The organism is Streptomyces axinellae (assembly GCF_039532135.1).
Classification (GTDB): domain Bacteria; phylum Actinomycetota; class Actinomycetes; order Streptomycetales; family Streptomycetaceae; genus Streptomyces; species Streptomyces axinellae.
In genome coordinates, this window is the sequence record NZ_BAAARJ010000011.1 from 168896 (window position 1) to 192338 (window position 23443).

Annotated in this window: 19 protein-coding genes; 5 read left to right on the forward strand and 14 right to left on the reverse strand. The window is 71.3% G+C overall.

The window, feature by feature from the left end:
- Nucleotides 1-192 precede the first annotated feature (192 nt).
- On the reverse strand, nucleotides 193-576 hold the full coding sequence (locus ABD339_RS18175; RefSeq protein ID WP_344567299.1) for a winged helix-turn-helix transcriptional regulator: 384 nt from the start codon (nucleotides 574-576) through the stop codon (nucleotides 193-195).
- Between the two features lie 102 nt (nucleotides 577-678).
- On the opposite strand from ABD339_RS18175, the gene ABD339_RS18180 reads away from it, so the two are divergent.
- On the forward strand, nucleotides 679-1080 hold the full coding sequence (locus tag ABD339_RS18180) for a RidA family protein (RefSeq protein WP_344567301.1): 402 nt from the start codon (nucleotides 679-681) through the stop codon (nucleotides 1078-1080).
- A 96-nt stretch (nucleotides 1081-1176) separates the two neighbouring features.
- Here ABD339_RS18180 and ABD339_RS18185 read toward each other — a convergent pair whose 3' ends face one another.
- Entirely contained in the window at nucleotides 1177-2031 is an 855-nt protein-coding gene (locus ABD339_RS18185) for a methyltransferase domain-containing protein (protein ID WP_344567303.1), read from the reverse strand.
- Between the two features lie 71 nt (nucleotides 2032-2102).
- On the opposite strand from ABD339_RS18185, the gene ABD339_RS18190 reads away from it, so the two are divergent.
- Both ABD339_RS18190 and ABD339_RS18195 read left to right on the forward strand, forming a co-directional pair.
- Nucleotides 2103-2600, forward strand: coding sequence for a MarR family winged helix-turn-helix transcriptional regulator (locus ABD339_RS18190; protein WP_326689850.1), 498 nt, complete (start codon nucleotides 2103-2105; stop codon nucleotides 2598-2600).
- A 101-nt stretch (nucleotides 2601-2701) separates the two neighbouring features.
- On the forward strand, nucleotides 2702-3457 hold the full coding sequence (locus ABD339_RS18195) for an SDR family NAD(P)-dependent oxidoreductase (RefSeq protein ID WP_344567481.1): 756 nt from the start codon (nucleotides 2702-2704) through the stop codon (nucleotides 3455-3457).
- Nucleotides 3458-3490: 33 nt separating this feature from the next.
- Here the strand turns inward: ABD339_RS18195 and ABD339_RS18200 are convergent, their stop codons facing one another.
- The 4 genes from ABD339_RS18200 to galT all read right to left on the reverse strand — a co-directional run bounded on the left by ABD339_RS18200 (nucleotide 3491) and on the right by galT (nucleotide 7999).
- A complete protein-coding gene (locus ABD339_RS18200) occupies nucleotides 3491-4498 on the reverse strand; it encodes a helix-turn-helix transcriptional regulator (RefSeq protein ID WP_344567306.1) in 1008 nt (335 codons plus the stop codon).
- A gap of 212 nt (nucleotides 4499-4710) precedes the next feature.
- Nucleotides 4711-5841, reverse strand: a complete 1131-nt coding sequence (gene galK / locus ABD339_RS18205) for a galactokinase (RefSeq protein WP_344567308.1) — start codon at nucleotides 5839-5841, stop codon at nucleotides 4711-4713.
- Entirely contained in the window at nucleotides 5838-6821 is a 984-nt protein-coding gene (galE, locus tag ABD339_RS18210; RefSeq protein ID WP_344567310.1) for a UDP-glucose 4-epimerase GalE, read from the reverse strand. The genes galK and galE overlap by 4 nt, the downstream gene beginning before the upstream one ends.
- Nucleotides 6818-7999, reverse strand: coding sequence for a galactose-1-phosphate uridylyltransferase (gene galT / locus ABD339_RS18215; protein ID WP_344567312.1), 1182 nt, complete (start codon nucleotides 7997-7999; stop codon nucleotides 6818-6820). The genes galE and galT overlap by 4 nt, the downstream gene beginning before the upstream one ends.
- Nucleotides 8000-8242: 243 nt before the next feature.
- Between galT and ABD339_RS18220 the strand changes: the two genes are divergently transcribed.
- On the forward strand, nucleotides 8243-9913 hold the full coding sequence (locus ABD339_RS18220) for a sodium:solute symporter family protein (RefSeq protein ID WP_344567314.1): 1671 nt from the start codon (nucleotides 8243-8245) through the stop codon (nucleotides 9911-9913).
- A 113-nt stretch (nucleotides 9914-10026) separates the two neighbouring features.
- Nucleotides 10027-10323 carry a hypothetical protein gene (locus ABD339_RS18225; protein ID WP_344567484.1) on the forward strand — a complete coding sequence of 99 codons (297 nt, stop codon included), beginning with the start codon at nucleotides 10027-10029 and terminating at the stop codon, nucleotides 10321-10323.
- Nucleotides 10324-10419: 96 nt separating this feature from the next.
- Here the strand turns inward: ABD339_RS18225 and ABD339_RS18230 are convergent, their stop codons facing one another.
- From ABD339_RS18230 to ABD339_RS18265, 8 genes are all read right to left on the reverse strand, one after another.
- Entirely contained in the window at nucleotides 10420-11103 is a 684-nt protein-coding gene (locus tag ABD339_RS18230; protein ID WP_344567318.1) for a response regulator transcription factor, read from the reverse strand.
- Nucleotides 11104-11383: 280 nt separating this feature from the next.
- Nucleotides 11384-13201 carry an outer membrane protein assembly factor BamB family protein gene (locus tag ABD339_RS18235; RefSeq protein WP_344567319.1) on the reverse strand — a complete coding sequence of 606 codons (1818 nt, stop codon included), beginning with the start codon at nucleotides 13199-13201 and terminating at the stop codon, nucleotides 11384-11386.
- Nucleotides 13202-13480: 279 nt separating this feature from the next.
- Complete coding sequence (locus ABD339_RS18240) at nucleotides 13481-15073, reverse strand: outer membrane protein assembly factor BamB family protein (protein ID WP_344567320.1); 1593 nt, start codon at nucleotides 15071-15073, stop codon at nucleotides 13481-13483.
- Between the two features lie 173 nt (nucleotides 15074-15246).
- Nucleotides 15247-17178 (reverse strand): ABC-F family ATP-binding cassette domain-containing protein, encoded by a 1932-nt coding sequence (locus ABD339_RS18245; protein WP_344567322.1) that lies wholly within the window; start codon nucleotides 17176-17178, stop codon nucleotides 15247-15249.
- A 175-nt stretch (nucleotides 17179-17353) separates the two neighbouring features.
- Nucleotides 17354-18214, reverse strand: a complete 861-nt coding sequence (locus ABD339_RS18250) for an EamA family transporter (protein ID WP_344567324.1) — start codon at nucleotides 18212-18214, stop codon at nucleotides 17354-17356.
- Between the two features lie 176 nt (nucleotides 18215-18390).
- Nucleotides 18391-20034, reverse strand: a complete 1644-nt coding sequence (locus tag ABD339_RS18255) for a penicillin-binding transpeptidase domain-containing protein (protein ID WP_344567326.1) — start codon at nucleotides 20032-20034, stop codon at nucleotides 18391-18393.
- 228 nt (nucleotides 20035-20262) lie between these two features.
- Nucleotides 20263-21567: an MFS transporter gene (locus ABD339_RS18260; protein ID WP_344567328.1), complete on the reverse strand. Its 1305-nt coding sequence runs from the start codon at nucleotides 21565-21567 to the stop codon at nucleotides 20263-20265.
- 109 nt (nucleotides 21568-21676) lie between these two features.
- Nucleotides 21677-23428, reverse strand: a complete 1752-nt coding sequence (locus ABD339_RS18265; RefSeq protein WP_344567330.1) for a dolichyl-phosphate-mannose--protein mannosyltransferase — start codon at nucleotides 23426-23428, stop codon at nucleotides 21677-21679.
- Nucleotides 23429-23443: the final 15 nt, after the last annotated feature.

Genomic DNA, 23443 nt, shown 5'->3' on the forward strand with positions numbered 1-23443 from the left:
ATCGCTGGGGCCGAATGGGCACTTCAGCACCTCGCGAAAACCCGCGAGTGGAAGTCCCTGGAGGCCACCACGATCGGCTGTACACATGACGGTCCCGGTCTTTTGGACAGGGGCGACGACGTCCCCCGTACTGCGGAAAACCGAGGTCCGCGCGTGCGCCACGGCCGCCCTCCCCCGGAGCCACGCGACCCGTCACTCGTCAAACTGCCGCCGGGCGTCCTCGATGTGGTTGAGGTACTGGTGGGTCCAGCCGCACATCGCGTCCACCGTGCCGCGCAGGGCTCGGCCCGGGTCGGTGAGGGTGTATTCGACGCGCGGCGGCACCGTGGGGTGCACCTTGCGGTCGAGCAGACCGTTGCGCTCCAGCATGCGCAGGTTCTGGGTGAGCATCTTGTGGCTGACGCCCTCGACTTCGTTCCGCAGCTCACTGAACCGCAGGGTGCGTTCGCCGAGTGCCTCGATGATCAGGAACGCCCATTTGTTGGCGACGTCCGAGAAGATCTCCCGCGCCAGCGAGTCCGCGCGCCTCAGGTCGGCGTCCTCGGGCAGGCCCTTGAGCAGTTGCTTGGTCGCCATCAGGTTCCCCTGTCACCAAAAAGTGCGTTCTTCCAGATCAAACATCACTCTCCTACAGTTCCTGAGTAACCACAAGAGAGCAGGTCGGAAGGGCAAGCGACCATGACCACCATCGATGTCTTCAACCACAACGTGCCGGCCGAGGACGACTTCGGGTATTCGCAGGCGGTCAAGTCCGGCGAGCTGATCCATGTCTCCGGACAGCTCTCCCTCGACGAGGCGGGCGAGTTCCGCCACACCGGCGACTTCGCCGCCCAGCTTGAGCTGACCTACACCAACCTGGACAAGGTCTTGGACCACTACGGTGCCACCCGGAACCAGGTCGTCTCGCAGACCCTCTACGTCGTGGACCTGCCACAGCACGCCCCGGCGGTGGCAGCGGGCAACCTCGCGTACTTCGGCGGGCACCGCCCCGCGGCCACGGTACTCGGCGTCACCGAACTGACCTTTCCCGGACAGGTCATCGAGATCGGCTGTGTCATCGACATGAAGCTGCCCGCCTGAACCGTTCAGCCCGTCCAGCCCGTCCAGCCCGTCCAGTCCGTCCAGTTCGTCCGCCTTGGGTGAGCGGCACCTCGTAGAAGGGCCTCCCCGGGCCGCTCAGCGCTTGGTCGCCACCACGAACACCCGGCGGAACGGGAACGCCGTCATGCCGTCGTCGCCGGGCGGATACGCGTCGCGCAGCAGTTCCGCGTACTCGGCGAGGAAGGCGTCGCGGGCCTCGGGGGCGTCCTCCAGCCGGGCGAGTACGGGGCGCAGCGTGGTGCCCTTGGTCCAGTCGAGGACGGGGTCGGGGCCGGTGAGCAGGTGGAGGTAGGTGGTCTCCCACGCATCGACGTCGCAGCCGTGGGGGCCGAGGGGGCGCAGGGCCTCCGCGTAGCCGGCCGGGTCCAGGATCGCGCCGGTGCGGTGCGGGGGCCGGACGCGGTCGCGCCAGCGCGGGGAGTCGCACAGTTCGGCGAGCAGCGCGTGGCTGGGCGAGGTGAAGTTGCCGGGGACCTGGAAGGCGAGGACACCGCCGCTGGGCAGGGCATCGATCCAGCCGGGGAACGCGGCGGTGTGGCCGGGCACCCATTGGAGCGCGGCGTTGGAGAACAGGAGTCCGAAGCCGTCCCGGGCTGCCGGCTGCCAGTTGGCGAGGTCGGCGTGGGCGAAGTCGAGGCGGCCCTTGTTCCCGGGGCCGCCCTCCCGGGTGTGGGTGCGGGCCTCGGTCAGCATGGCCGCGGAGTTGTCGTATCCGGTGATGTGGGCGTCCGGCCAGCGCGCGGCGAGCGGGGCGCTGGGCCCGCCGGGGCCGCAGCCGAGGTCGGCGATCCGGGGCCCGGCCGCGGCCCCGGTGGAGGGGGCGGCCTGCGGCCCGGGCCGGGGCAAGTCGTCCGGCACGTGGGCGAGAAGGTCGAGGAGAGGACGCAGGCGGTGGCCGGCGTGACGGAGGTATTGCCGCGGATCCCACATGGGAGCAGCCTGCCCGGCACATCTCTTGACGTCAAGAGACTTCACATCGACACAACCTCTACACTGACCCTATGGAGGACGAGGTCGACCGTTTGGTGACAGCATGGCGCCGCGAGCGCCCTGACCTCGACGTTGAGCCCCTGGAGGTGCTCAGCCGGGTCAGCAGGCTGGCCCGGCATCTGGACCGGGCGCGGCGCATCGCCTTCTCCGAGCACGGTCTGGAGCCGTGGGAGTTCGACGTACTGACCGCGCTGCGCAGGGCCGGTACGCCCTACCAGCTCTCCCCCGGGCAGCTGCTGACCCAGACCCTCGTCACCTCCGGGACCATGACCAACCGTATCGACCGGCTCGCCAAGAAGGGCCTGGTCGAACGCCTTCCCGACCCCAGCGACCGGCGGGGCGTCCTGGTCCGGCTCACCCCCGAGGGCCGCGACCGCGGCGACAGCGCCCTGGCCGGACTCCTCGACCAGGAACGGGCGATCCTCGCCGAGCTGTCCCCCTTGCAGCGCGGCGAACTCGCCTCGCTGCTGCGCCAGTTGACGGCACCGTTCGACAACATCCCGACCTGACCCCTCCCCCACGCACAAAGACCGGCAAGGCACCCCGCACAGCGCCCCCAGCGCCGCCCTGTTCGCGCGCCCGTCATCCCCGTACCATCGCGCGCATGACCATGGGCGCGCGGTTCGAGGGACGTACGGTCATCGTCAGCGGCGGTGGCGCGGGGATAGGCGCCGCCACCGCGCACCGGCTGGCGGACGAGGGAGCCGCGGTGGTCATCCTCGACAACGAGGAGGCCGGGGCCCACCGCACCGCGCGGGAGATCACCGCGTCCGGCGGCCACGCCGCCTTCGTACTCGGCGACGTCACCGACGAGCCCGCCTGGGACCGTGCCGTACGCACCGCGCGCGAGGGCTTCGGCCCGGTGGACGGGCTGGTCAGCAACGCCGCCCTCACCGCCCACGGCCCCGCGCACGCGATCGGCCTGCGCGAGTGGGAGGCCCAGCTCGGGGTCAACCTGACCGGCGCGTTCCTCGGCGTCCGGGCCTGCGTCGCCGACCTGCGCGAGCGGCAGGGCGCGATCGTGCTGACCTCCTCCGTCCAGGCGCTCGTCGGACTGCCGGGCCGCCCCGCCTACGCGGCGACCAAGGCCGGCCTGGCCGGACTCGGCCGCCAACTCGCCGTGGACTACGGCCCGCACGTCCGCGTCAACTCGGTCCTGCCGGGCCCCGTCATGACGCGCGCCTGGGACGAACTGCCGGAGGAAGAGCGCCGGCGCACCGCGGAGGCGACCGTCATCGGCCGGCACGGGCGGCCCGACGAGGTCGCGGCGACCATCGCCTTCCTGCTCTCCGAGGATGCCTCGTACATCACCGGCTCCAGCCTGGTCGTGGACGGCGGCTGGAGCGTGAGCAAGGCGACCTCCTGACCCCCTTCGCTCCCGCACCCCGGCGAACCAGCATCACCGCACCCCCGCCGCCTCCAACTCCGCGGGCCCCACCCCCGCCCGCCGCGCTAACGCGACAGCGGCCAACGTCGAGTGAACACCCAGCTTGCCCAGCACGTTCTGCATGTGCGTCCGTACCGTGTGCGGGGACAGGTACAGCCGCTCCGCGACGGCCTTGCGGCCCAGCCCCGCGACCATGCACCGCAGCACCTCCCGCTCGCGCGGGGTGAGCGATTCCACGAGGCGTTCGCTCTCGGTGCGGTGCTTGCGGGTGGCGGTCAACTCCTTGAGGACGCCGGTCAGCAGGGCGGGCGGCAGGTGTGTCTCGTCCTTGAGGACGCCGCGGATGACCTGGAGGAGGCGGGAGAGGGAACAGTCCTTGGCGACCCAGCCGCCCGCGCCCGCCTGAAGGGCCGCCGCGGCGTGCCGGGGGTCGTCGCGCTCGGCGAGGACGACGGTGCGCACCTGCGGGTACTCGGCGCGGACGCGCGCCACCAGGGGCAGGCCCCCGGCGGGGTCCGCGGCAGCCGGCGCCGCGTCCTCCAGGGTGCTCAGCGGCTTGCCGGGACCCGGCGCCTCACCATTGACGCTGCCTCCAGCAGGCGGGCCACCGGCTGGGCCACCGGCGGCACCCATGGCCGGGCCACCGGCAGACGGAAGCCCGGCACCGGGCGGCAGGCCACCGGCAGACGGAAGCCCGGCACCGGGCGGCAGGCCACCGGCATGCGGAAGCCCGGTGCCGGGCGGCAGGCCACCGGCAGACGGAAGCCCGGCGCCGGGCGGCAGGCCACCGGCCGGCGGTCCGAGGGCCGCCGACGCGTGCAGGGGCGCGCCGAGATCGGCATCGACCAGCAGCACGTCGAAGCGGCGCCCTTCCGCCGCCCCGCGCTCAAGATGGCGCATCGCCGCGGCGCCGCTTCCCGCGGCGCCCACTTCGACGTCCTGTTCCGCCGCGAGCGCGGCGGCCAAGGACTCGGCGAAGATCCGGTGATCGTCGACCACCAGCACCCGAATACGTTGCATGGCACCCCCTGGCAGTGCGGGCACGGCGCCGGGTGCGGGCCACGCCGCGCCACGATGGCCGTCGCGCTCCGCTCGTCCCGCTCCCGGGCGACTGCCCGGCTGTCTCGCCCCCTGATCAGCACCGGCCCCCACCGGATGCTGTGCGTAGATTCAGAGTACGGCTGGGGTGTGTCAAGGGAAGGCAAATGGCGAAACTCGTTTGACGCAGCGTCTCAGACTCGTCGCGCTCCGGCGCCCGGGGTGGTCTCGAAAAGGTGCGGCTGCGGGTAACCCGCCGCCGCGAAAGCCGAGTTCAGCGCTTCTTCGACGGCCTTGAGCCGCTCCTGGGCCAGCAGGACGATCGCCGAGCCGCCGAAGCCGCCGCCGGTCATCCGGGCGCCGAGTGCCCCCGCCTCGTCGGCCGTGGCGACGGCCAGGTCGAGTTCGGGGCTGGAGACCTGGAAGTCGTCCCGCAAGGAGGCGTGGCCCTCGGTGAGCAGGGGGCCGACGGCGCGGGTCTCCCCCGCGTCCAGCAGCGCGATGACCCGCTCGACCCGCTGGTCCTCGGTGACCACATGCCGCACGTAGCGGCGCACGACCGGATCCGCCACGCGCTCCAACGCGCCGGGCAGTTCGGCGTACGCGATGTCGCGCAGCGCGGGCACGCCCAGCGTGCGCGCCCCCTCCTCACAGCCGGCGCGGCGCTCGGCGTACGCGCCGTCGCCGAGCGCGTGCTTGACGCGGGTGTCCACCACGAGCAGCCGCAGCCCCTGGGCCGCCAGGTCGAAGGGGACCTGGCGCTGGGTGAGGTCGCGGGTGTCGAGGTGGAGGGCGTGGCCCTCGGTGCAGCAGGCGGAGGCCATCTGGTCCATGATCCCGCTGGGTACGCCCACGAACGCGTTCTCGGCGCGCTGGCTCAGCCGGGCGATCCGCTCGGGGCTCAGGCCCAGGCCGTGGAGGCCGTCCAGCGCGCTCGCCGTGGCGACCTCCAGGGCCGCCGAGGAGGAGAGTCCGGCGCCGACCGGGACGGTGGAGGTGAAGTGCAGATCGGCGCCGCCCACGGGAAGCCCCGCCTCGCGCATCGCCCACACGACGCCTGCCGGGTACGCGGCCCAGTTGCCCTCTGGGGCCCCGGGGGCCAGCTCTTCGGCGCGGAGTTGGACGACGCCTTCCTCGACGTCGGCCGAGTGGAGCCGCAGCACTCCGTCGTCGCGGCGCGCGGCCTCCACGCGGCAGGTGTGTGCGAGGGCGAGGGGCAGGACGAACCCCTCGTTGTAGTCGGTGTGTTCGCCGATGAGGTTGACGCGGCCGGGCGCCTCCCAGGTGCCCTCGGGGGCGGTGCCGTAGACCTCGCGGAAGCTCATCGTTCACCCGCCGTCGCGGACCGCGCGAAGCGCCAGGCGTCCTCGACGATGCCGTCGAGCGCGGCGCGCTCCGGGTGCCAGCCCAGCCGCTGCCGGGCCCGCTCGGCGGAGGCCACCAGCACGGCGGGGTCGCCGGCCCGGCGCGGGGCGACCGTCTCGGGCACAGGGTGCCCGGTGACCTTGCGGACGGTCTCGATGACCTCGCGTACGGAGAAGCCGTTCCCGTTGCCGAGGTTGCACACCAGGTGCTCGCCCGGGGTGACCGCGTCCAGGGCGAGCAGGTGGGCGCGGGCGAGGTCGGCGACGTGGATGTAGTCGCGCACACAGGTGCCGTCGTCGGTGGGGTAGTCGTCCCCGTAGACGGAGATGGCCTCGCGGCGGCCCTGGGCGACCTGGAGGACGAGCGGGATCAGGTGGGATTCGGGGTCGTGGCGCTCGCCGTAGGCGGTGCCGTCGGCGGCGAAGTAGGCGCCCGCGACGTTGAAGTAGCGCAGGGAGGCGGCGGCCAGCCCGTGTGCGGTGCACGCGCCGTCGAGCATGTGGTCCACGGCGAGCTTGGAGGCGCCGTAGGGGCTGGTGGGCGCGGCGGGGTCGGTCTCGGTGATGGGGGTGTGCTCGGGCTCGCCGTAGACGGCGGCCGTGGAGGAGAAGACGAGCCGGCCCACCCCGGCACCGCGCATGGCGGCGAGCAGGTCGCCGGTGCCGCCGACGTTGTTGCGCCAGTACTTCTCCGGATGCTCCACGGATTCGCCGACCTTGGAGTGCGCGGCGAAGTGCAGCACCCCGTCGTAGGAGCTGTCCAGGACGCGGGCCGCGTCCTGGATGCGGCCCTCGACGAACTCGGCGCCGCCGGGCACGCCCTCGGCGAAGCCGGTGTCCAGGTCGTCGAGCACGGTCACCGCGTGTCCGGCCTCCAGCAGGTGCGCCGCCACGACGCTGCCGACGTATCCGGCGCCGCCGGTCACCAGGTACTTGCTCATGGGGTTGCCACCTCTCGCAGTCGTTCTGCCGCCGCCTCCGGTGGCACATCGTTGATGAACGCGTCCATGCCGGACTCGGAGCCCGCGAGGAACTTCAGCTTTCCCGGAGCGCGCCGGATGGTGAACAGCTCCAGGTGCAGCGCGAACTCCTCCCGCGGGGCCCGCTCGGGACGGTGTCCGCGTCCGAACGGCGCCTGGTGCCAGGCGGCGATATAGGGGGTGCGCGGCTCGCCCTCTCCAAAAATACGGTCGAAGCGGCGAAGAAGTTCCAGGTAGATGCCGGGGAACTCCGCGCGGGCCGGCTCCTCCAGCGCGAGGAGGTCGGGCACCCGCGGCTTGGGGTAGAGGTGCACCTCGTAGGGCCAGTGCGCGGCGTAGGGCACGAACGCGGTCCAGTGCTCGCCGTCGAGTACGACCCGCTCGCCGGAGGCCAGTTCGGCGGCGACCAGGTCGTCGAAGAGGTTGGCGCCGCCGGGGCCCGAGCCGTAGGCGGCCACGGAGCGCAGCATGCGGTCGGTGCGCGGGGTGGTGAACGGGTAGCCGTAGATCTGGCCGTGCGGGTGGGAGAGGGTGACCCCGATCTCCTCGCCCCGGTTCTCGAAGCAGTACACCTGCTCGACCCCGGGTTCCCCGGCCAGGGCCGCCGTACGGTCGGTCCACACGTCCAGGACGAGGCGGGCCTGCTCCTCGGTGAGGTCGGCGAAGGAGGCCCGGTGGTCGGAGGTGAAGCTGACGACCTCACAGCGGCCGGCGCCCGGCGCGTGCCGGAAGAGGCCCGCCGCGTCCTCGGTCTTTGCCGTGCCGGGTGCGCCGCGGAAGGAGGGGAAGCGGTTCTCGAACACCGCGACGTCGTAGCCGGGTTCGGGGATCTCGCTCATCCGTCCCTCGCGGGAGGGGCACAGCGGGCACTCGTCGGCCGGCGGGTGGTAGGTGCGGGCGTTGCGGTGGGCGGTGATGCCGACCCACTCGTCCAGCAGCGGGTCGTGGCGGATCTGGGAGTGCGCTCCCATGGGCGGCAGGGGGCGCTCGTCCACGGCGGTACGGGCGGCCGGGCCGGCAGCTTCGGCGGAGTCGGCGGGATCCGCGGAGCCGGCGGGATCCGCGGAGCCGGCGGGGTCGCGAAGGTCGTAGTAGATGATCTCGCGGCCGTCGGCAAGGCGGTGTGAGGTCTTCTTCACTCAGGTACTCCTCGTTCCTGGACCTCAACATAATCACACACAAAGAATCACGGGCCAACAGATGTGACATCGCCCGGTGCTCTGTGGCTCCGCGTTCGCAAACTTCGCATCTGACACAAAACGTTCGTGAAGAGCCCCGTATTCATCACAATCAAACAAACTCCAGCAACACGTCCTTTCAGAACGTGAACGATCGGAGGTAGCTTTCCGTCCGTTCCGATCGCGCAATGAAGCGAGTGACCCATGTTGCACCTGGCCGAAGGGCTACGGCTCCCCACCAACGGACTCGATTACACAATCCTTGGCATCTACTTCGCGGTCGTGCTCGGGATCGGCTTCGCCGCCCGGCGCAGCGTGAAGACCAGCCTCGACTTCTTCCTCTCCGGCCGGTCCCTCCCCGCGTGGATCACCGGCCTGGCGTTCGTCGCCGCCAACCTCGGCGCCACCGAGATCCTCGGCATGGCCGCCAACGGCGCCCAGTACGGCGCCTACACCGTGCACTGGTACTGGATCGGTGCCGTACCGGCCATGGTCTTCCTCGGCCTGGTGATGATGCCGTTCTACTACGGCTCGAAGGTCCGCTCGGTCCCCGAGTTCCTGCTGCACCGCTTCGGGCCCTCCTCCCACCTGCTCAGCTCGGTGATCTTCGCCGTCTCCGCCGTACTGATCGCGGGCGTGAACCTCTACGCGCTCGCCATCGTCCTGGAGGCGCTGCTGGGCTGGGAGCTGTGGGTCTCGATCGTGGTCGCGGGCCTGTTCGTGCTCGCCTACATCACCCTCGGCGGCCTCTCCTCGGCGATCTACACCGAGGTGCTCCAGTTCTTCGTGATCCTGGCCGCGCTCATCCCGCTGACCATCGTGGGTCTCAAGCGGGTCGGCGGCTGGGGCGGCATGAGCGACAGCCTCACCGGCAAGCACGGCGGTGCCTTCATGACCGCGTGGGAGGGAACCGGAATCGGCTCCTCCAACCCGCTGGGCGCCAACTGGCTGACGATCGTGCTCGGCCTGGGCTTCGTGATGAGCTTCGGCTACTGGACGACGAACTTCGCCGAGGTCCAGCGCGCCCTGTCGGCCAAGAACCTCTCCGCCGCCAAGCGCACCCCGCTGATCGCCGCCTTCCCCAAGATCCTCATCCCGGCTGTCGTGGTCGTCCCCGGCCTGATCGCGCTGGTGATGGAGCCCTCCTTGGGCAAGCCCGGCAGCGGCCTGGACTACAACCACGCCATTCCGGTGCTGATGCGCGACCTGCTGCCCAACGGTGTGCTGGGCATCGCCGTCACCGGCCTGCTCGCCGCGTTCATGGCGGGCATGGCGGCCAACATCTCCTCCTTCAACACCGTCTTCACCAACGACATCTGGGCGGCGTACCTGAAGAAGGACAAGCCCGACGAGTACTACGTCAAGACGGCCAGGACCGTCACCGTCATCGGCGTGCTGATCGGCATGGGGACCGCGTTCATCGCGTCCTCGTTCAGCAACATCATGAACTACCTCCAGACGCTGTTCTCCTTCTTCAACGTCCCGCTGTTCGTGGTCTTCATCATCGGCATGTTCTGGAAGCGGACCACCCCGGCGGCCGGCTTCTGGGGGCTGCTGTCCGGCACCGTCGCGGCGATGGTCAACTACTTCTGGTTCTACAAGCAGGGCATCATCTCGATCCCCAGCGACCAGGGGGCCAACTTCGTCTCCTCGATCGTGGCCTTCGTCGTCGGCGCCGTCGTGATGTTCGTGGTCACCCTGGTCACCAAGCCCAAGCCCGCCGAGCAGCTGGCAGGGCTGGTCTACGGCACGGTCTCGCCCGGCCTCGCCGAGCCGCCCGCCGAGGGCGACGACGCGTGGTACCGCAAGCCGGCCCTGCTGGGCTGGGGTGCCATCGTCCTGGCCGCCCTCTGCTACATCCCCTTCTCCTTCTGAACAGCGAAGGAAGCTGAAGCGCTATGAGCGACAAGAACAGCCCCCACGACGGGGCACAGACACAGCCCGGCCCGGAGTCGGAGCCGCCGGAGGCGGAGTCCGCGGCCCAGCGGATGGCCCGCGAGGTCGAGGACCTGGAGCGGCGCTCGGAGACGGCGGCCCGCCTGTTCGACGTACGCCGCATCATCGGCGGCCTGTTCGTGGTCTACGGCGTGATCGTCACCATCGCGGGGATCTTCGCCTCCGACGCGGACCTGAAGAAGGCACAGGACATCAACATCAACCTGTGGACCGGCATCGCCATGCTGATCCTCGGCCTGGTCTTCCTCCTGTGGCTGCGGCTGAGCCCGACCATCCCGCCGCCGGCGCCCGAGGAGGCGCCGGCCGATGCGGGCGGCACCCAGGAGTGAGCCGGTGAATCCGTAACCCCCTGAACCGGTGACGCGGCGCCGATGGTGCCCGGTGACCCGGTGACCGGTGCCCCGGCACCCGGGGCCGGGGATGCGCTACTCGCGCGCACCCCCGGCCCCGGCCGCCCGCTCCAGCAGCCCCGTACGGGCCGCCAGCGCGGCGGCCTCCAGCCGCGAGCCGACCCCCAACTTCATGAGCACGCGCTGCACATGGGTGCGCGCGGTACTCGGCGCGATGCCCATGCCGGCGGCTATGAGCCGGGTGTCCTCCCCCTCGGCGACCCGCACCAGCACCTCCACCTCGCGCGGGGTCAGCATCTGCAACAGCCGCACCCCCTCGTCGTCCGGCTCGGCGGCCGGATTGAGCAGTTCGGCGAAGGACTGCTGGAGAAGCTGCGGCGCGACGGCCGCCTCCCCCGCGCGGGCCTTGACCATCGCGCGCTCCACGCCCTCGATCCGCTCGTCGTGCCGCACATAGCCGGACGCCCCCGCCGCGAAGGCGGAGGCGATCCCGCGCGGGCTGGGCACCGGGCCGAGCACGACCACCGCGATCTGCGGCTTCTCCCTCTTGATCCGCACCACCGGGTCGAAGGCCCCGGCCTCCGCGGGTGTCGCCGTCCCCAGCAGGCACACCTCGGGCGCCCTGCTGATGACCAGTTCGGCGGCCCCGCCGCTGGGTGCGGCAGCAGCCAGTACGCGGTGGCCGCGCAGCTTGAGCGCCGAGGCAAGGGCCTCGGCGAGCAGCCGATGGTCGTCGACCACCATGAGCCGTACGCTCATTGAAGCTCCCCCCACACGCCTTGAAGGGCCGGCACCCCCCAGGCGCAGCCCTTCTCTCCTGCTCCGGGAAGCTACACGCTCACTCGCCGTTCCGCGCCCCTTACGAGGCGAAATCCCCGACGGAGGGCCGGAACGAGCCCCTCTGGAGCGGCACTTGGCCACCGCAGGGGCCACCCGGCCCCGTATACGGCAGGAACCCGGCCCGCCACAGGGGTCTGTGACGGGCCGGGTTCCTGCGACAGGCGAGACGGTCTCAGCGGGGAGAAGGTCTCCCCCGGGGTCAGTCCGCGCCGAAGCCGACGGCCAGCCGCGGCGTCTCCTCCTGGCTGGGCCTGCGCTCGGAGATCAGCTTGTCGTCGAGGAAGAGCCTGTTGTGCTCGAAGACGATCTGCGTGTCCACGGAGTACGCGTCCACGGAGAAGGACTGCTCGCCCTTGCCTATGTCGGAGACGGGCATCTGGAGGAGCTTCGTCTGCTTGCCGTGCTTCGGATCGATCGTGACGACCTGGCCTCCCGAGTCGTAGGAGGGCGGCTTGTAGCCGAGGACGTTCCGGCCCTGCATCTTGAAGGGGATGATCGTCCGCTTCTCGCCGGCCGCCGCCTTCCACTTGGTGTCGCCGGTGTTGATGTCGAAGGCCATGATCTCGTTGGTGTCACCGTACTCGGACTTGCCCGGGTGCTCGGCCGTGGACAGGTAGATCGCGTCGGGACCGACCGCCATGCCGTAGCAGCCGTCCACCTCCAGCTCACAGGGCTTGTTGTAGCGCTTGCCCAGGGAGATCTTGGCCTTCAGCTTCTTGTCCTCGCCGATGGAGAAGACATCGCTGGCCAGTTCGTCACCCGCGCCGGCCACCAGCACCATCGGGTCGGTGGAGGCCACCCGGACGTTCTTGACGCCCTTGGGGGGCTCGTACTTCCACTTCGCCTTGCCCGTGTCCGGATCCAGCTTCTGGACCGAGACCTCCGGGTTGTCCAGATCACGGCCGCACTCGACGACCACGACCAGCGACTTGCCGCCCTGGTATCCGGTGTCACGGCAGTTGCTGGGCTTGGCCTCCCACAGCTTCTTCTTGGTCGAGATCTTGTAGCCGACCGAGCCGCCGATCCACGCGGAGGCCACCGTGTCCCCGCTGATGGCCACGTTCTCGTTGCTGCGGGTGTCGGAGTTGGGCATCGTCTTGTCCCAGGCGATGGCCTTCTTGTCCAGGTCGACGATCACCATGCGGGTGCAGTCCGCGCTGTTGGAGATGGTCTCCTGCACGACGACGGCCACCTTGTGGTCCTTCGTCATGCCGTTGGAGGCCGCGCACACATTGCCCTTGAGGGAGATCTTGGACTGCTTCTTCGTCCGCAGATCCTGGACGATGATCTCCTGGACCGAGGACTTGGCGTACACCTTGTCCGTCGCCCAGGAGCCCGTGACCGTGGTGACGTCGTTGACGTCCGGCGCCTTCAGATCGACGATCTGCCTGCCGCTGGTGTTCTTCGGCTTGGCGTTGGGGTCCCCCTGGGAGGACGTACCGCCGCCGCCCTTGGACTCGTCCTTCTTGTCGTCGTCGTCCTTCGCCAGGAAGAAGACGCCGAGCCCGGCCACCAGCACCACCGCGACCACGGCGGCGACGATCGCGATGATCTTGGAGTTGTTCTTGCCGCCGCCACCGGGCGCCGGACCCGCCGGGCCCGCCGGATTGCCGTACGGGAAGGCGCCGGGGCCCTGCTGCCCGTAGGGGCCGGGCGGCGGGGGCGTCTGCGGGCCGCCGTACGGGGGCGAGGTGGGGGCCTGACCCGGCGTCTGCGGGTATCCGTAACCGGGCTGCTGCTGGTCTTGCGGATATCCGTAACCCGGCTGCGGCTGGCCCTGCGGGTATCCGTAACCGGCCGGAGGCTGCTGGCCGTACGGGCCGCCCCCCGGCGGCGGGGTGCCGGGCGCCGGCGGGGGCGTGCCGGGGGACTGCGGAGGCTGCTGCGGCGGGGGCGGCGCCTGGCCCGGCTGCTGGGGGTAGCCGTAAGACGGCGGCTGCCCCTGAGTCGGCTCCTGCGGCGCGCCGTAGCCGCCCGATGGAGGCTGGCTGGGCGGCGGAGGCGGCGGCTGCGACATGAACGATTCCCTCGGTACGGGCAGACCGGACGCCCTGACCCTCAAACCCCCGTAGGGTCGAGCGAATCGGACATTTGGCCCGCCAACGGCAGACAACTGAGCGGAAGTTCTTTCTACCATCGGACACGGACAGCCCACGGCGCGGTTCCCCCGGGGTCACCAAGTCGAGGCCGGACCGGAACCCTCGGCGCTCATCAGGCCGCTCAGCGCCGCGCCGCCGCCCTCAGCTCAGTACGCCGCCGCGGCCCCTCGGCTCAGCGCCTCAGCCGGCTCAGCGCCTCAGCGGGGCCCGAAGGCCATGACGAAGGCTTTGTCCGTGTCGCCCTTCCCGCTCAGCATGCCCTTCTGGAGAAAGAGCCGGCCGCGGTCGTAGAGCACCGGCGGGCTGTAGCCGACGCCCGGCACGAGGAAGTGGCCCTGCGCCTTGGCCGTCTCGTCGGGCAGCTTGAGCAGCCCGTGCTGCTTTCCGTCGGCCGGATCCAGGCTGACGACCTCGCCGCCCTTGTCGAAGGTCGGGGGCAGGTAGGCGATCGGCTTGCCGCCCTCGACCGCGACGGGGTAGATCTCGCGCTCGTCGGCGGCGCTCGACTTCCACTTGGTCCTGCCGGTGTGGAAGTCGAAGGCCATGACGTCGTTGGTCTCGCCGATGCCCGAGCCGGAAACGGGCCGGGCCTCGGTGGCGACATACACCTTGTCGTCGGTCGCCAGGACGTTGAAGCACGCCTCACTGCCCACAGTGCCGAGCCCGCAGCCGGGCTCATAGCGCTTGCCGAGGCTGAAGGTGGCCGCGATCTTCCCCTGGTCGTCGACGGTCATGACCTCCGAAGCCGTGGAGTCGCCCGTCCCGAGCACCAGGACCACCGGGTCGGTGTCGACGATCCGCACGGACTGCCAGTCCTCGATCTCCCGGGGCAGCTTGACGTCCCAGGTGGACTGACCGGTCCTGGGGTCGAGCCGGTTGACACTCAGCGAGTCGCCGTCACCGCACTCCAGGACGGCCATCAGCTTCGCACCGCCGCCGTACCTGCCGTGCTCACAGCTCTCGCCGGTCTCCTTGCTCTTCCACAGCGGCGGGCCGCCCTTGATGTCGAAGGCGGCGTAGCCGCCGATCCAGGAGATGGCGACGGTGTCCTCGGCGACGGTCAGGTTCGTCATGCCGCCGCCGAAGATGTGCTCGCCCTTGGGGATCGGCTTGCTCCACACCTTGTCGCCCGTGCCGACGTCGAAGACGGCGACGGTGTTGCAGCCGCCGCTGCCCTTCTCGTAGGCGACGGCCGTGAGATGGGCGCCGGTCATGTGCGGCGAGGCGGCGCACACCGGGCCGTCGAGCGGCAGGCGCCAGGCCCGCTTGCCGCTGGGGACGGCGTAGCCCTCGACGGCGTTGATCGTGGACTTCGCGTAGACCTTCCCGGTGGCCCAACTGCCGTCCGCGCCCTGGGTGTCCTTCACATGGGTCTCGGGTGCGTCCAGCTTGAAGAGCTGCTCGGCGGGCTTGCCCCCGGCGACAGCCGCACCCTCGCCGTCGCCGCCCCCGCCCCCGCCGTCCTCGTCGTCACCGGAGAACATCCATATGCCTCCCGCCACCAGCACGACGGCGACCACGGCGGCGATGATGCCCAGAACGCGGGAACCGGGACGGCTGCCGCCGCTGCCACCACCGGCACCGCCGCCGGGCGCGGGTGCGTGCGGGGGCGGGCCGTAGGGGGCCTGGGGGTACGGGGACCGGGGGTACGAGGGCTGGGCGTACGGCGACTGCGCGTACGGGGGCTGGCCCTGCGGCGGCGGCCCGTACGGGCCCGGCTGCTGGTGCGGAGGGTTCGGCGGCTGGTTCGGCGGCTGGTTCGGCGGCGGTGGGGGCGGGGGCTGCGTCATGGGAGTCCCTCGGTGTGGGAGAGCGGGCCGGCCGCGCCCGCCGCTGAGCCTCCACAGGGTCAACCGGACCGGACGTGCGAACCGCCATCGAACAGATGAGTGCGGGTCTTTCTACCATCGGCCCCGAGACCCCTCGCAGGCCCCGCCCGCACCAACCCGACCCAATCCCCGCCTCAGTCCCCGCCCGACTCGGCCAACTCCAGCCAGCGCGACTCCAGTTCCTCCCGGCGGGCGCGGACCTCGCGCAGCTCGGCGTCGAGTTCGGCCACCCGCTCGAAGTCGGTGGCGTGCTCGGCCAGCTGATCGTGCAGCCCGGCCTCGCGCTGCTCCGCTTTCTCCACCTGGCGCTCGATGCGCTGCATCTCCTTCTGCGCGGCCCGCGAGAGCACGGGCGCCGAGGAAGAGGAGGAGGAAGAAGAGGAAGAAGAGGAAGAAGCCGGGGACGACGGCGCGGCCGAGGCCGAAGACGGAGCGGCCGACGCGGTGACCGGCGCGGCGGAGCCCGATCCTCCGCGTGCCGGGGCCTGTTCGCGGGCCGAGACCCGCGCCCTGCGCTCCAGGTACTCGTCGATACCGCGCGGCATCATCCGCAGCGTGGCATCACCCAGCAGCGCGTAGACCCGGTCGGTGGTGCGCTCCACGAAGTACCGGTCGTGGGAGATGACCACCAGCGATCCGGCCCAGCCGTCGAGCAGGTCCTCCAGCTGGGTCAGGGTCTCGATGTCCAGGTCGTTGGTGGGCTCGTCCAGGAACAGCACGTTCGGCTCGTCCATCAGCAGCCGCAGGATCTGGAGCCGGCGGCGCTCGCCGCCGGACAGGTCACCGACCGGCGTCCACTGCTTCTCCTTGACGAAGCCGAACTTCTCGCACAGCTGCGAGGCCGTCATCTCGCGCCCCTTGCCCAGATCGACGCGCGAGCGCACCGCCTCGACCGCCTCCAGCACGCGCAGTGTCGGCTTCAGCTCGGCGACCTCCTGGGAGAGGTAGGCGAGCTTCACCGTCTTGCCGACCTTGATCCGCCCCCCGGTCACCAGCGGCGAGGGCTCCTCGCCCCGGGTGCGCGCGGTGTCGGCGAGGGCGCGCAGCAGCGAGGTCTTGCCCGCGCCGTTGACCCCCACCAGGCCGATCCGGTCGCCCGGGCCGAGCTGCCAGGTCAGGTGCTCGATCAGCACCCGTGGCGGCGCGGCCGACGGCTCGGACGCGCCGACCTGTACGGTCACATCCTCCAGGTCGAAGACCGTCTTGCCCAGCCGCGAGTTGGCGAAGGCCATCAGCTCCGTGGTGTCCCGGGGCGGCGGCTCCTCCTCGATCAGCGCGTTCGCGGCCTCGATACGGAAGCGCGGCTTGCTCGTGCGCGCGGGCGGGCCGCGCCGCAGCCAGGCCAGCTCCTTGCGCATGAGGTTCTGCCGCTTGGACTCCTCCTGGGCCGCGATGCGCTCGCGCTCCGCGCGGGCGAACACGTAGTCGGAATAGCCGCCCTCGTACTCGTGCACGGCGCCGCGCTGCACGTCCCACATGCGGGTCGCCACCTGGTCGAGGAACCAGCGGTCGTGCGTGACGCACACCAGCGCGGAGCGGCGGTTGCGCAGATGGCCCGCGAGCCAGGAGATGCCCTCGACGTCGAGGTGGTTGGTCGGCTCGTCCAGCACGATGAGGTCCTGCTCGCCGATCAGCAGCCTGGCCAGCGCGATGCGGCGGCGCTCGCCTCCGGAGAGGGGGCCGATCACGGTGTCCAGGCCCTGCGGGAAGCCGGGCAGCTCCAGGCCGCCGAACAGCCCGGTGAGCACGTCGCGGATCTTGGCGTCGCCCGCCCACTCGTGGTCGGCCATGTCGCCGATGACCTCGTGCCGGATGGTCGCGGTCGGATCGAGCGCGTCGTGCTGGGCCAGCACCGCCAGGCGCAGCCCGCCCGAGTGCGTCACCCGGCCCTTGTCCGGCTCCTCCAGCCGGGAGAGGACCCGGATGAGGGTGGTCTTGCCGTCGCCGTTCCGGCCCACGACGCCGATCCTGTCGCCTTCGCTGACACCGAGCGAAACGGCGTCGAGCAGGGCGCGGGTGCCGTGCACCTTGTCGACGGCTTCCAGATTGACGAGATTGACAGCCATCTCACTCCTGTAGGGGGCAGCCCCCAGGGTAGCCCCGCCCGGACGACCCCGATTCCCGCACCTGTGGGAGCGCCCCCGAAGGGGCGCGGGGAACTGCGCGAACAACCACCACGCACCCGCGCCCCGCGAATCACCGACAGGGGCTCCCCCGACCCCGGGACCAGAACCCTGTGGCTCAGCCACCGTGGAGCATCAGGGCGATACCGCCGACCATCAGCACCGAAGCGGCGGTACGCGGCCAGCCGAAGCGCTCTTTGAAGAAGAGCGCGCCGATGGCGGCCCCCGCGATGATCGACGACTCCCGCAGCGCCGCCACCGGCGCCATCGGCGCGCGGGTCTGCGCCCACAGCACGAGCCCGTAGGCCGCCACCGACAACACGCCGCCCAGCAGGCCGCGCAGCGCGACGGGCCGCAGTTGGGCGGCCAGCGCACCGCGCCGGGTGGCGAGGGCGTAGGCGGGGATGGCCAGGCCCTCCAGGGCCATCAGCCAGGCGATGTAGCCGAGTGTGGTTCCCGAGGCCCGGACGCCCACGCCGTCCACGACGGTGTACGAGGCGATGGCGAGCCCGGTGCACACGGCGGCGGTCAGCGCGGGCCACTGGGAGGGCGCGCCGTCGGCCCGCCGGCCGCGCAGCCCCCACAGCGCGACGCCCACGAGCCCGGCGGAGCTGAGCAGCACGCCCGCGATCTGCCATCCGCCGGGCAGTTCGTGCACGAAGACGGCGGCCAGCACGGTGACGACGAGCGGCGCCGTACCCCGGGCGATGGGATACATCTGCCCGAACTCCCCCATCTGGAAGGAGCGCATGAGCAGCATCTGGTAGAGGACGTGCAGCAGGACCGAGGCCAGCAGGGCGGGCCAGGCAGCCGCGGCGGGCAGCGGGGCGAAGCACGCCAGGAGCAGTCCGCACAGGGTGCCGCCGCCCCCGACGAGGGTGAAGGCGAGCAGTTGGTCACGGATGCCGTGGGCGAGGGCGTTCCAGCTCGCGTGGGTGAGTGCCGCTACCAGGACCGCGGCGACGACTGCCGGGGTCACTCGGCGAAGGAGGCGGTCGCCTCCCGCACCTCCACGGGGGTGGCGTCGGCGGCGGGGGCAGGGGGTGTCGCCTCCAAGCGGGGGCGGGCGACGGTGTGTTGTGTCATGAACGGGACGCTACCGCCCGGTGAACGCGCGGGGCAGTGTCCCTCGTCACCCCTGGGGGAACCGAGCCCTCAGCCCGCGGTGTCGAGCACCTTGCGGACGACGGGGCCGGCGAAATCGCCGCCGTGGCCGGAGGCCGGGACGACCGCCGCCGCGGCCAAGTCGCCGCGGTAGGCGGTGAACCAGGCGTTCGGCTTCTTCTGGCCGTCCACCTCCGCCGAGCCGGTCTTGCCGCCGACGTCGCCGCTGAGCCCCTTCAGCGCGTCGGCCGCGGTGCCGCTGAGCGCCGTGGTCCTCATCAGGGACTTGAGGTCCTTGTTGACCTGCGGCTTCATCGTCCGGGGGGCCTTGGCCAGGGTGCGGTTGTCCAGCGAGGCGGGCACCAGCACCGGCTGCCTGAAGGTGCCGCTCTGCACCGTCGCGGAGACGGACGCCATGGTGAGCGGGTTCATCCGCACCGCGCCCTGGCCGATGAGGGAGGCCGCCATCTGCGCGCCGGACTGCACCGGCACGCCGCCGTCGAATGTGCTCGTGCCGGTCTTCCAGTTCAGGCCGATGCCGAAGACGTCACGCGCCTCCTTGGTGAGGTCGTCGTTCTTCAGCTTGGGGGCCTGGGAGAGGAACGCGGTGTTGCACGAGCGCGCGAAGCTCTGCGCGAAGGTGCCGTTCTTGATGTCGAACTTGTCGTCGTTCTGGAACTTGAAGCCGCCGTGCGTGAAGTACTTCGGGCACGGGTGCACCCTGCCGGGTGAGGCCAGGCCCTTGTCCAGCAGCATCTCGCCGGTGATCACCTTCATGGTGGAGCCCGGTGCCAGGGAGCCCATCAGCGCGCTGTTGAAGCCGCTCGCCGGGGAGTTGGCGACGGCCAGGACCTCGCCGGTGCTGGGCTTGACGGCGACGACCGACGCCTTGGGCTTGCCGCGCACGGCCGCCTCGGCGACCGTCTGCACCGTGCTGTCGATGGTCGTCTTCAGCTCGCCGGGGGTCGGCTTGGACAGCTGGCGCAGTACGTCCTGGTCCTTGCCCTCGGCATCGACGATGCGGGTCTGCACGCCGGAGGAGCCCTCGGTCTTGTCGCCGTAGCGCTTGCCCACGTCGGCGAGGACGCCCGCCAGCGTGGGGTGGTCGTCCTTGGTGAGCGGGGCGCCGTCGCGATCGACGGCCTTGACGGGCGGGGTGCCGGACTCGTCGGTCCTGATGGTCTGCCCGTCCTTGAGCTTGGGGTGCAGCACGGCGGGCTGCCAGCCGACGAGGGGCTCGCCGGTCTTCTTGTCGCGCACGATCTCCAGCGAGGAGGTGTAGGACAAGGCGGAGCGCTGTTGCTTGTAGGCGATCCGGGCGCTGACGGCGAAGGGCACGTGCTCGCCCTTGGCGGCGCGGGGGGTGAGGGCGACTTTGCTCACGTGGCCCTTGGTACGGAAGCCGGTGAGGGCCTTGGTGGCGGCTTCGGCATCGTCGGTGAGGGCTGCGGCCTTCTTGGTGTCGCCGGCGGACCAGGCGCCGAGGAACTGCTTGGCCGCGGTGCGGACTTCGGACGCGCTGAGCGGGCCCTTCTTGATCTGGCGCGGCACCTTGCCGTCCCCGGCGGCGGCGACGCTGCCGTTCCCCTTGTCGTCACCGTCGCCGCCGACGAGGGCGTAGACGCCGACGCCGGTGAGCCCGACGACAACGGCGGCCACCCCGCCGATCACGGCCATCTTCTGAGAGTCGCGCATCCGAATTCTGCCCCTCCGCCCCGCCCCGGCCGACGCGACCGAGGTTCTGTTGCGAGGCACCCTAGAGCACGGCCGTGATCACCCGTGTCCCGGTATGCCCGTTCAGCCCCCTATTCCGGAGATGAGAATTCCAGGATTCACCGGTTCCGGGGGTTTGGACCGGGGGGCGGAACCGCCCGGCGCGGAGGCCGTGCCCGGCCGGACAGCCCCGTCGGACAGCCCTGCCGGTCAGCCCGCTGCGGGCTCCGTCGTCAGCACCCCCACCGGACGCGTCTCCGGCAGCAGTGCGAAGCAGCCCAGGCTCAGCAGGGCGACCCCCGCGAGATACGCGGCCACGCCCCAGGGCACCGGGCCGCCCCGCTCGGCGAGCGCCGTCGCCACGATCGGCGTCAGCGCACCGCCGAGGACCCCGCCGAGGTTGTAGCCGACCGCGGCCCCGGTGCAGCGCACGCGCGGCTCGTACAACTCGGGCAGATACGCGGCGATCACCGCGAACATCGTGAGGAACGACAGCATCGCCCCCAGGAAGCCGAGGAACATCAACAGCGGCGCCCCGGTGGCCAGCAGCGCGACCATGGGGAACATCCACAGCGCCGAGGCCGCGCATCCCACCAGGCACAGGGGCCGCCGGCCGAAGCGGTCGCCCAGCAGCGCCGCCGGGGGTGTCAAGACGCCCTGCACCACCACGGCGGCCATGACGCAGGTCAGCATGACGGTACGGCTCACGCCCAGCCGTTCCGTCGCGTAGGCGAGGGACCAGGTCGATACGGCGTAGAAGATGGCGTAGCCCACCGCGAGCGCGCCCGCGGTCAGCAGCACGAGCCGCCAGTGGTCGCGCACGACGACGGCGAGCGGCACCCGCGCGTGGTCCTCGATCTCGTGGAAGCGCGGGCTCTCGGCCAGCGACGAGCGCAGCCACAGCCCCGCCAGGGCCAGCAGCCCGGCCGCCCAGAAGGGCACGCGCCACCCCCAGGAGGCGAACTGCGCCTCGGACAGCGTCGCCGAGAGCGCCAGCACCACACCGTTGGCGAGCAGGAATCCCAGTGACGGCCCCACCTGCGGAATGCTCGTCCACAGCGCGCGCCGTCCGGCGGGCGCGTGTTCCGCGGTCAGCAGCACGGCCCCGCCCCACTCCCCGCCGAGCCCGAGCCCCTGGAGAAACCGCAGGACGAGCAGCAGCACGGGCGCTGCCACCCCGATCGCGTCGTACGTCGGCACGCAGCCGACCGCGACCGTGGCGGCGCCGGTGAGGAGCAGCGAGGCGAGGAGGACCGGGCGTCTGCCGTGCCGGTCCCCGATGTGTCCGAACAGCACCGAGCCGAGCGGCCGGGCGACGAAGCCCACGCCGAAGGTCCCGAAGGCGGCCAGCGTCCCGGCGAGCGAGGAGAAGGTGGGGAAGAACAGCGGCCCCAGGACCAGTGCGGCGGCGGTCCCGTAGACGAAGAAGTCGTAGAACTCGATGGTCGTCCCGGCCAGTGAGGCGACCGCGAGCCGCAACATGGAGGGCGCCCTTACGGTGCGTTCATCGTGCATGCCCCGTCAACTACCCACGGTGACACCGGTTACGGGAGCGCGCGGGGGTGCGGGCGCGTCGGAATGCCATGGCGACGCGCCCGGACAGCGCCCCGGACAACACGGCCGGCTAGATCCAGGTGTCGAACCACATCCGGTGCCGCCACTCGTCCATCGGAATGGTCTGCCCGGTGTAGATGGGCCAGAAGTAGATGAAGTTCCACACGATGAGCAGTCCGACGACTCCCGCCGCCGCCACACCCACCGTGCGCCGCCGGTCGCTGGAGCCCGGTGGTCCGGCGAGCGCTCCGGCGGCCATCGCCAGGGCGAGGCAGACGAACGGGACGAACACCACGGCGTAGAACAGGAAGATGGTCCGCTCCTGGTACATGAACCAGGGCAGATAGCCGGCCGCCACCCCGCACAAGATCGCGCCGGCCCGCCAGTCGCGGCGGAAGAACCAGCGGTAGAGGACGTACAGCAGCGCCAGGCAGCCCGCCCACCACAGCAACGGGGTGCCCAGCGCGAGGACTTCGCGCGCACAGCCCTTGGCCTGGTCGGTGCAGCCGTCCTCGCCCGCCTTGGGCGACTCGTAGAAGTAGGAGACGGGGCGGCCCAGGACCAGCCAGCTCCACGGGTTGGACTGGTAGGTGTGGCCCGAGGTGAGGTTGACGTGGAACTCGTAGACCTCGTGCTCGTAGTGCCACAGGCTGCGCAGCGGCCCCGGCAGCCAGCCCCAGGGGCCCGCGGCGCCCTGCTTGTCCGCCCAGTCCCTGAAGTAGCCGCCGGAGGTGGCGAACCAGCCGCTCCAGGACGCCACATAGGTGCCGAGCGCCACGATCGGCAAGGAGACGAAGGCGGGCAGCGCGTCCTTGCGCAGTGCGGAGAGGAAGGGGCGCGCGGCCCCTGCGGTACGGCGGGAGCCCATGTCCCACAGCACGGTGAGGATGCCGAAGGCCGCCAGCACGTAGAGGCCGTTCCACTTGGTGGCGACGCCCAGGCCCAGACACAGCCCGGCCAGCAGCCGCCAGGGGCGCCAGCCCAGCCCGGCCCGGTCCCCGACGAACGCGTCGGTCAGCACATCGCCGGTGCCGGGGCCCGACTCGGTCTCCCGGCGGGGCAGTCCGGCGGCCAGCCGGGCGCGGGTCCTGTCCCGGTCCACGAGCAGACAGCCGAAGGCCGCCAGCACCCAGAACATCACCACCAGGTCCAGCAGCGCGGCGCGGCTCATCACGAAGTGCAGCCCGTCCACGGCCATCAGCGCGCCCGCCAGACAGCCGAGCGCCGTCGAACGGAAGAGCCTGCGGCCGATACGGCACAGCATCAGCACCGAGAGGGTGCCGAGCAGCGCCGTCATGAACCGCCAGCCGAAGGGGTGCAGGCCGAACAGGCCCTCGCCCAGCGCGATGATCCACTTTCCGACCGGCGGGTGGACGACGTAGGAGCCCCGGTCGGACAGGGGGATGCGCTGCGGGTCGGCGAGGATCTGGTCGTTGGCCTTGTCCGGCCAGGTGGCCTCGTAGCCGTGGTGCAGCAGCGACCAGGCGTCCTTGGCGTAGTACGTCTCGTCGAATATCACCGCGTGCGGCGAACCGAGTTGCCAGAACCGCAGCACCCCGGCCAGCAGCGCGACCAGCAGCGGCGCGCCCCAGGCGGACCAGCGGGCGAGCCGGACCGCCGCCTGGGGAGACAGCCCGAAGACCGCCGCCACCCGGGGTTCGGGGCTGGGGAAGGGCGGTACCAGCCGCTCGTCCACGCCCGGCCGGCTCCTGGGCACATATCCGAAGCGACGCAGGCGGACCTGCCAGGTGGGCAGGGCGTCTGGGTCGCCTCGCGGTTGCCGGGCGTCCACCACGGTGTCACTGGTCGTCACGCGGGCCATCGTAGGGATAGCGGG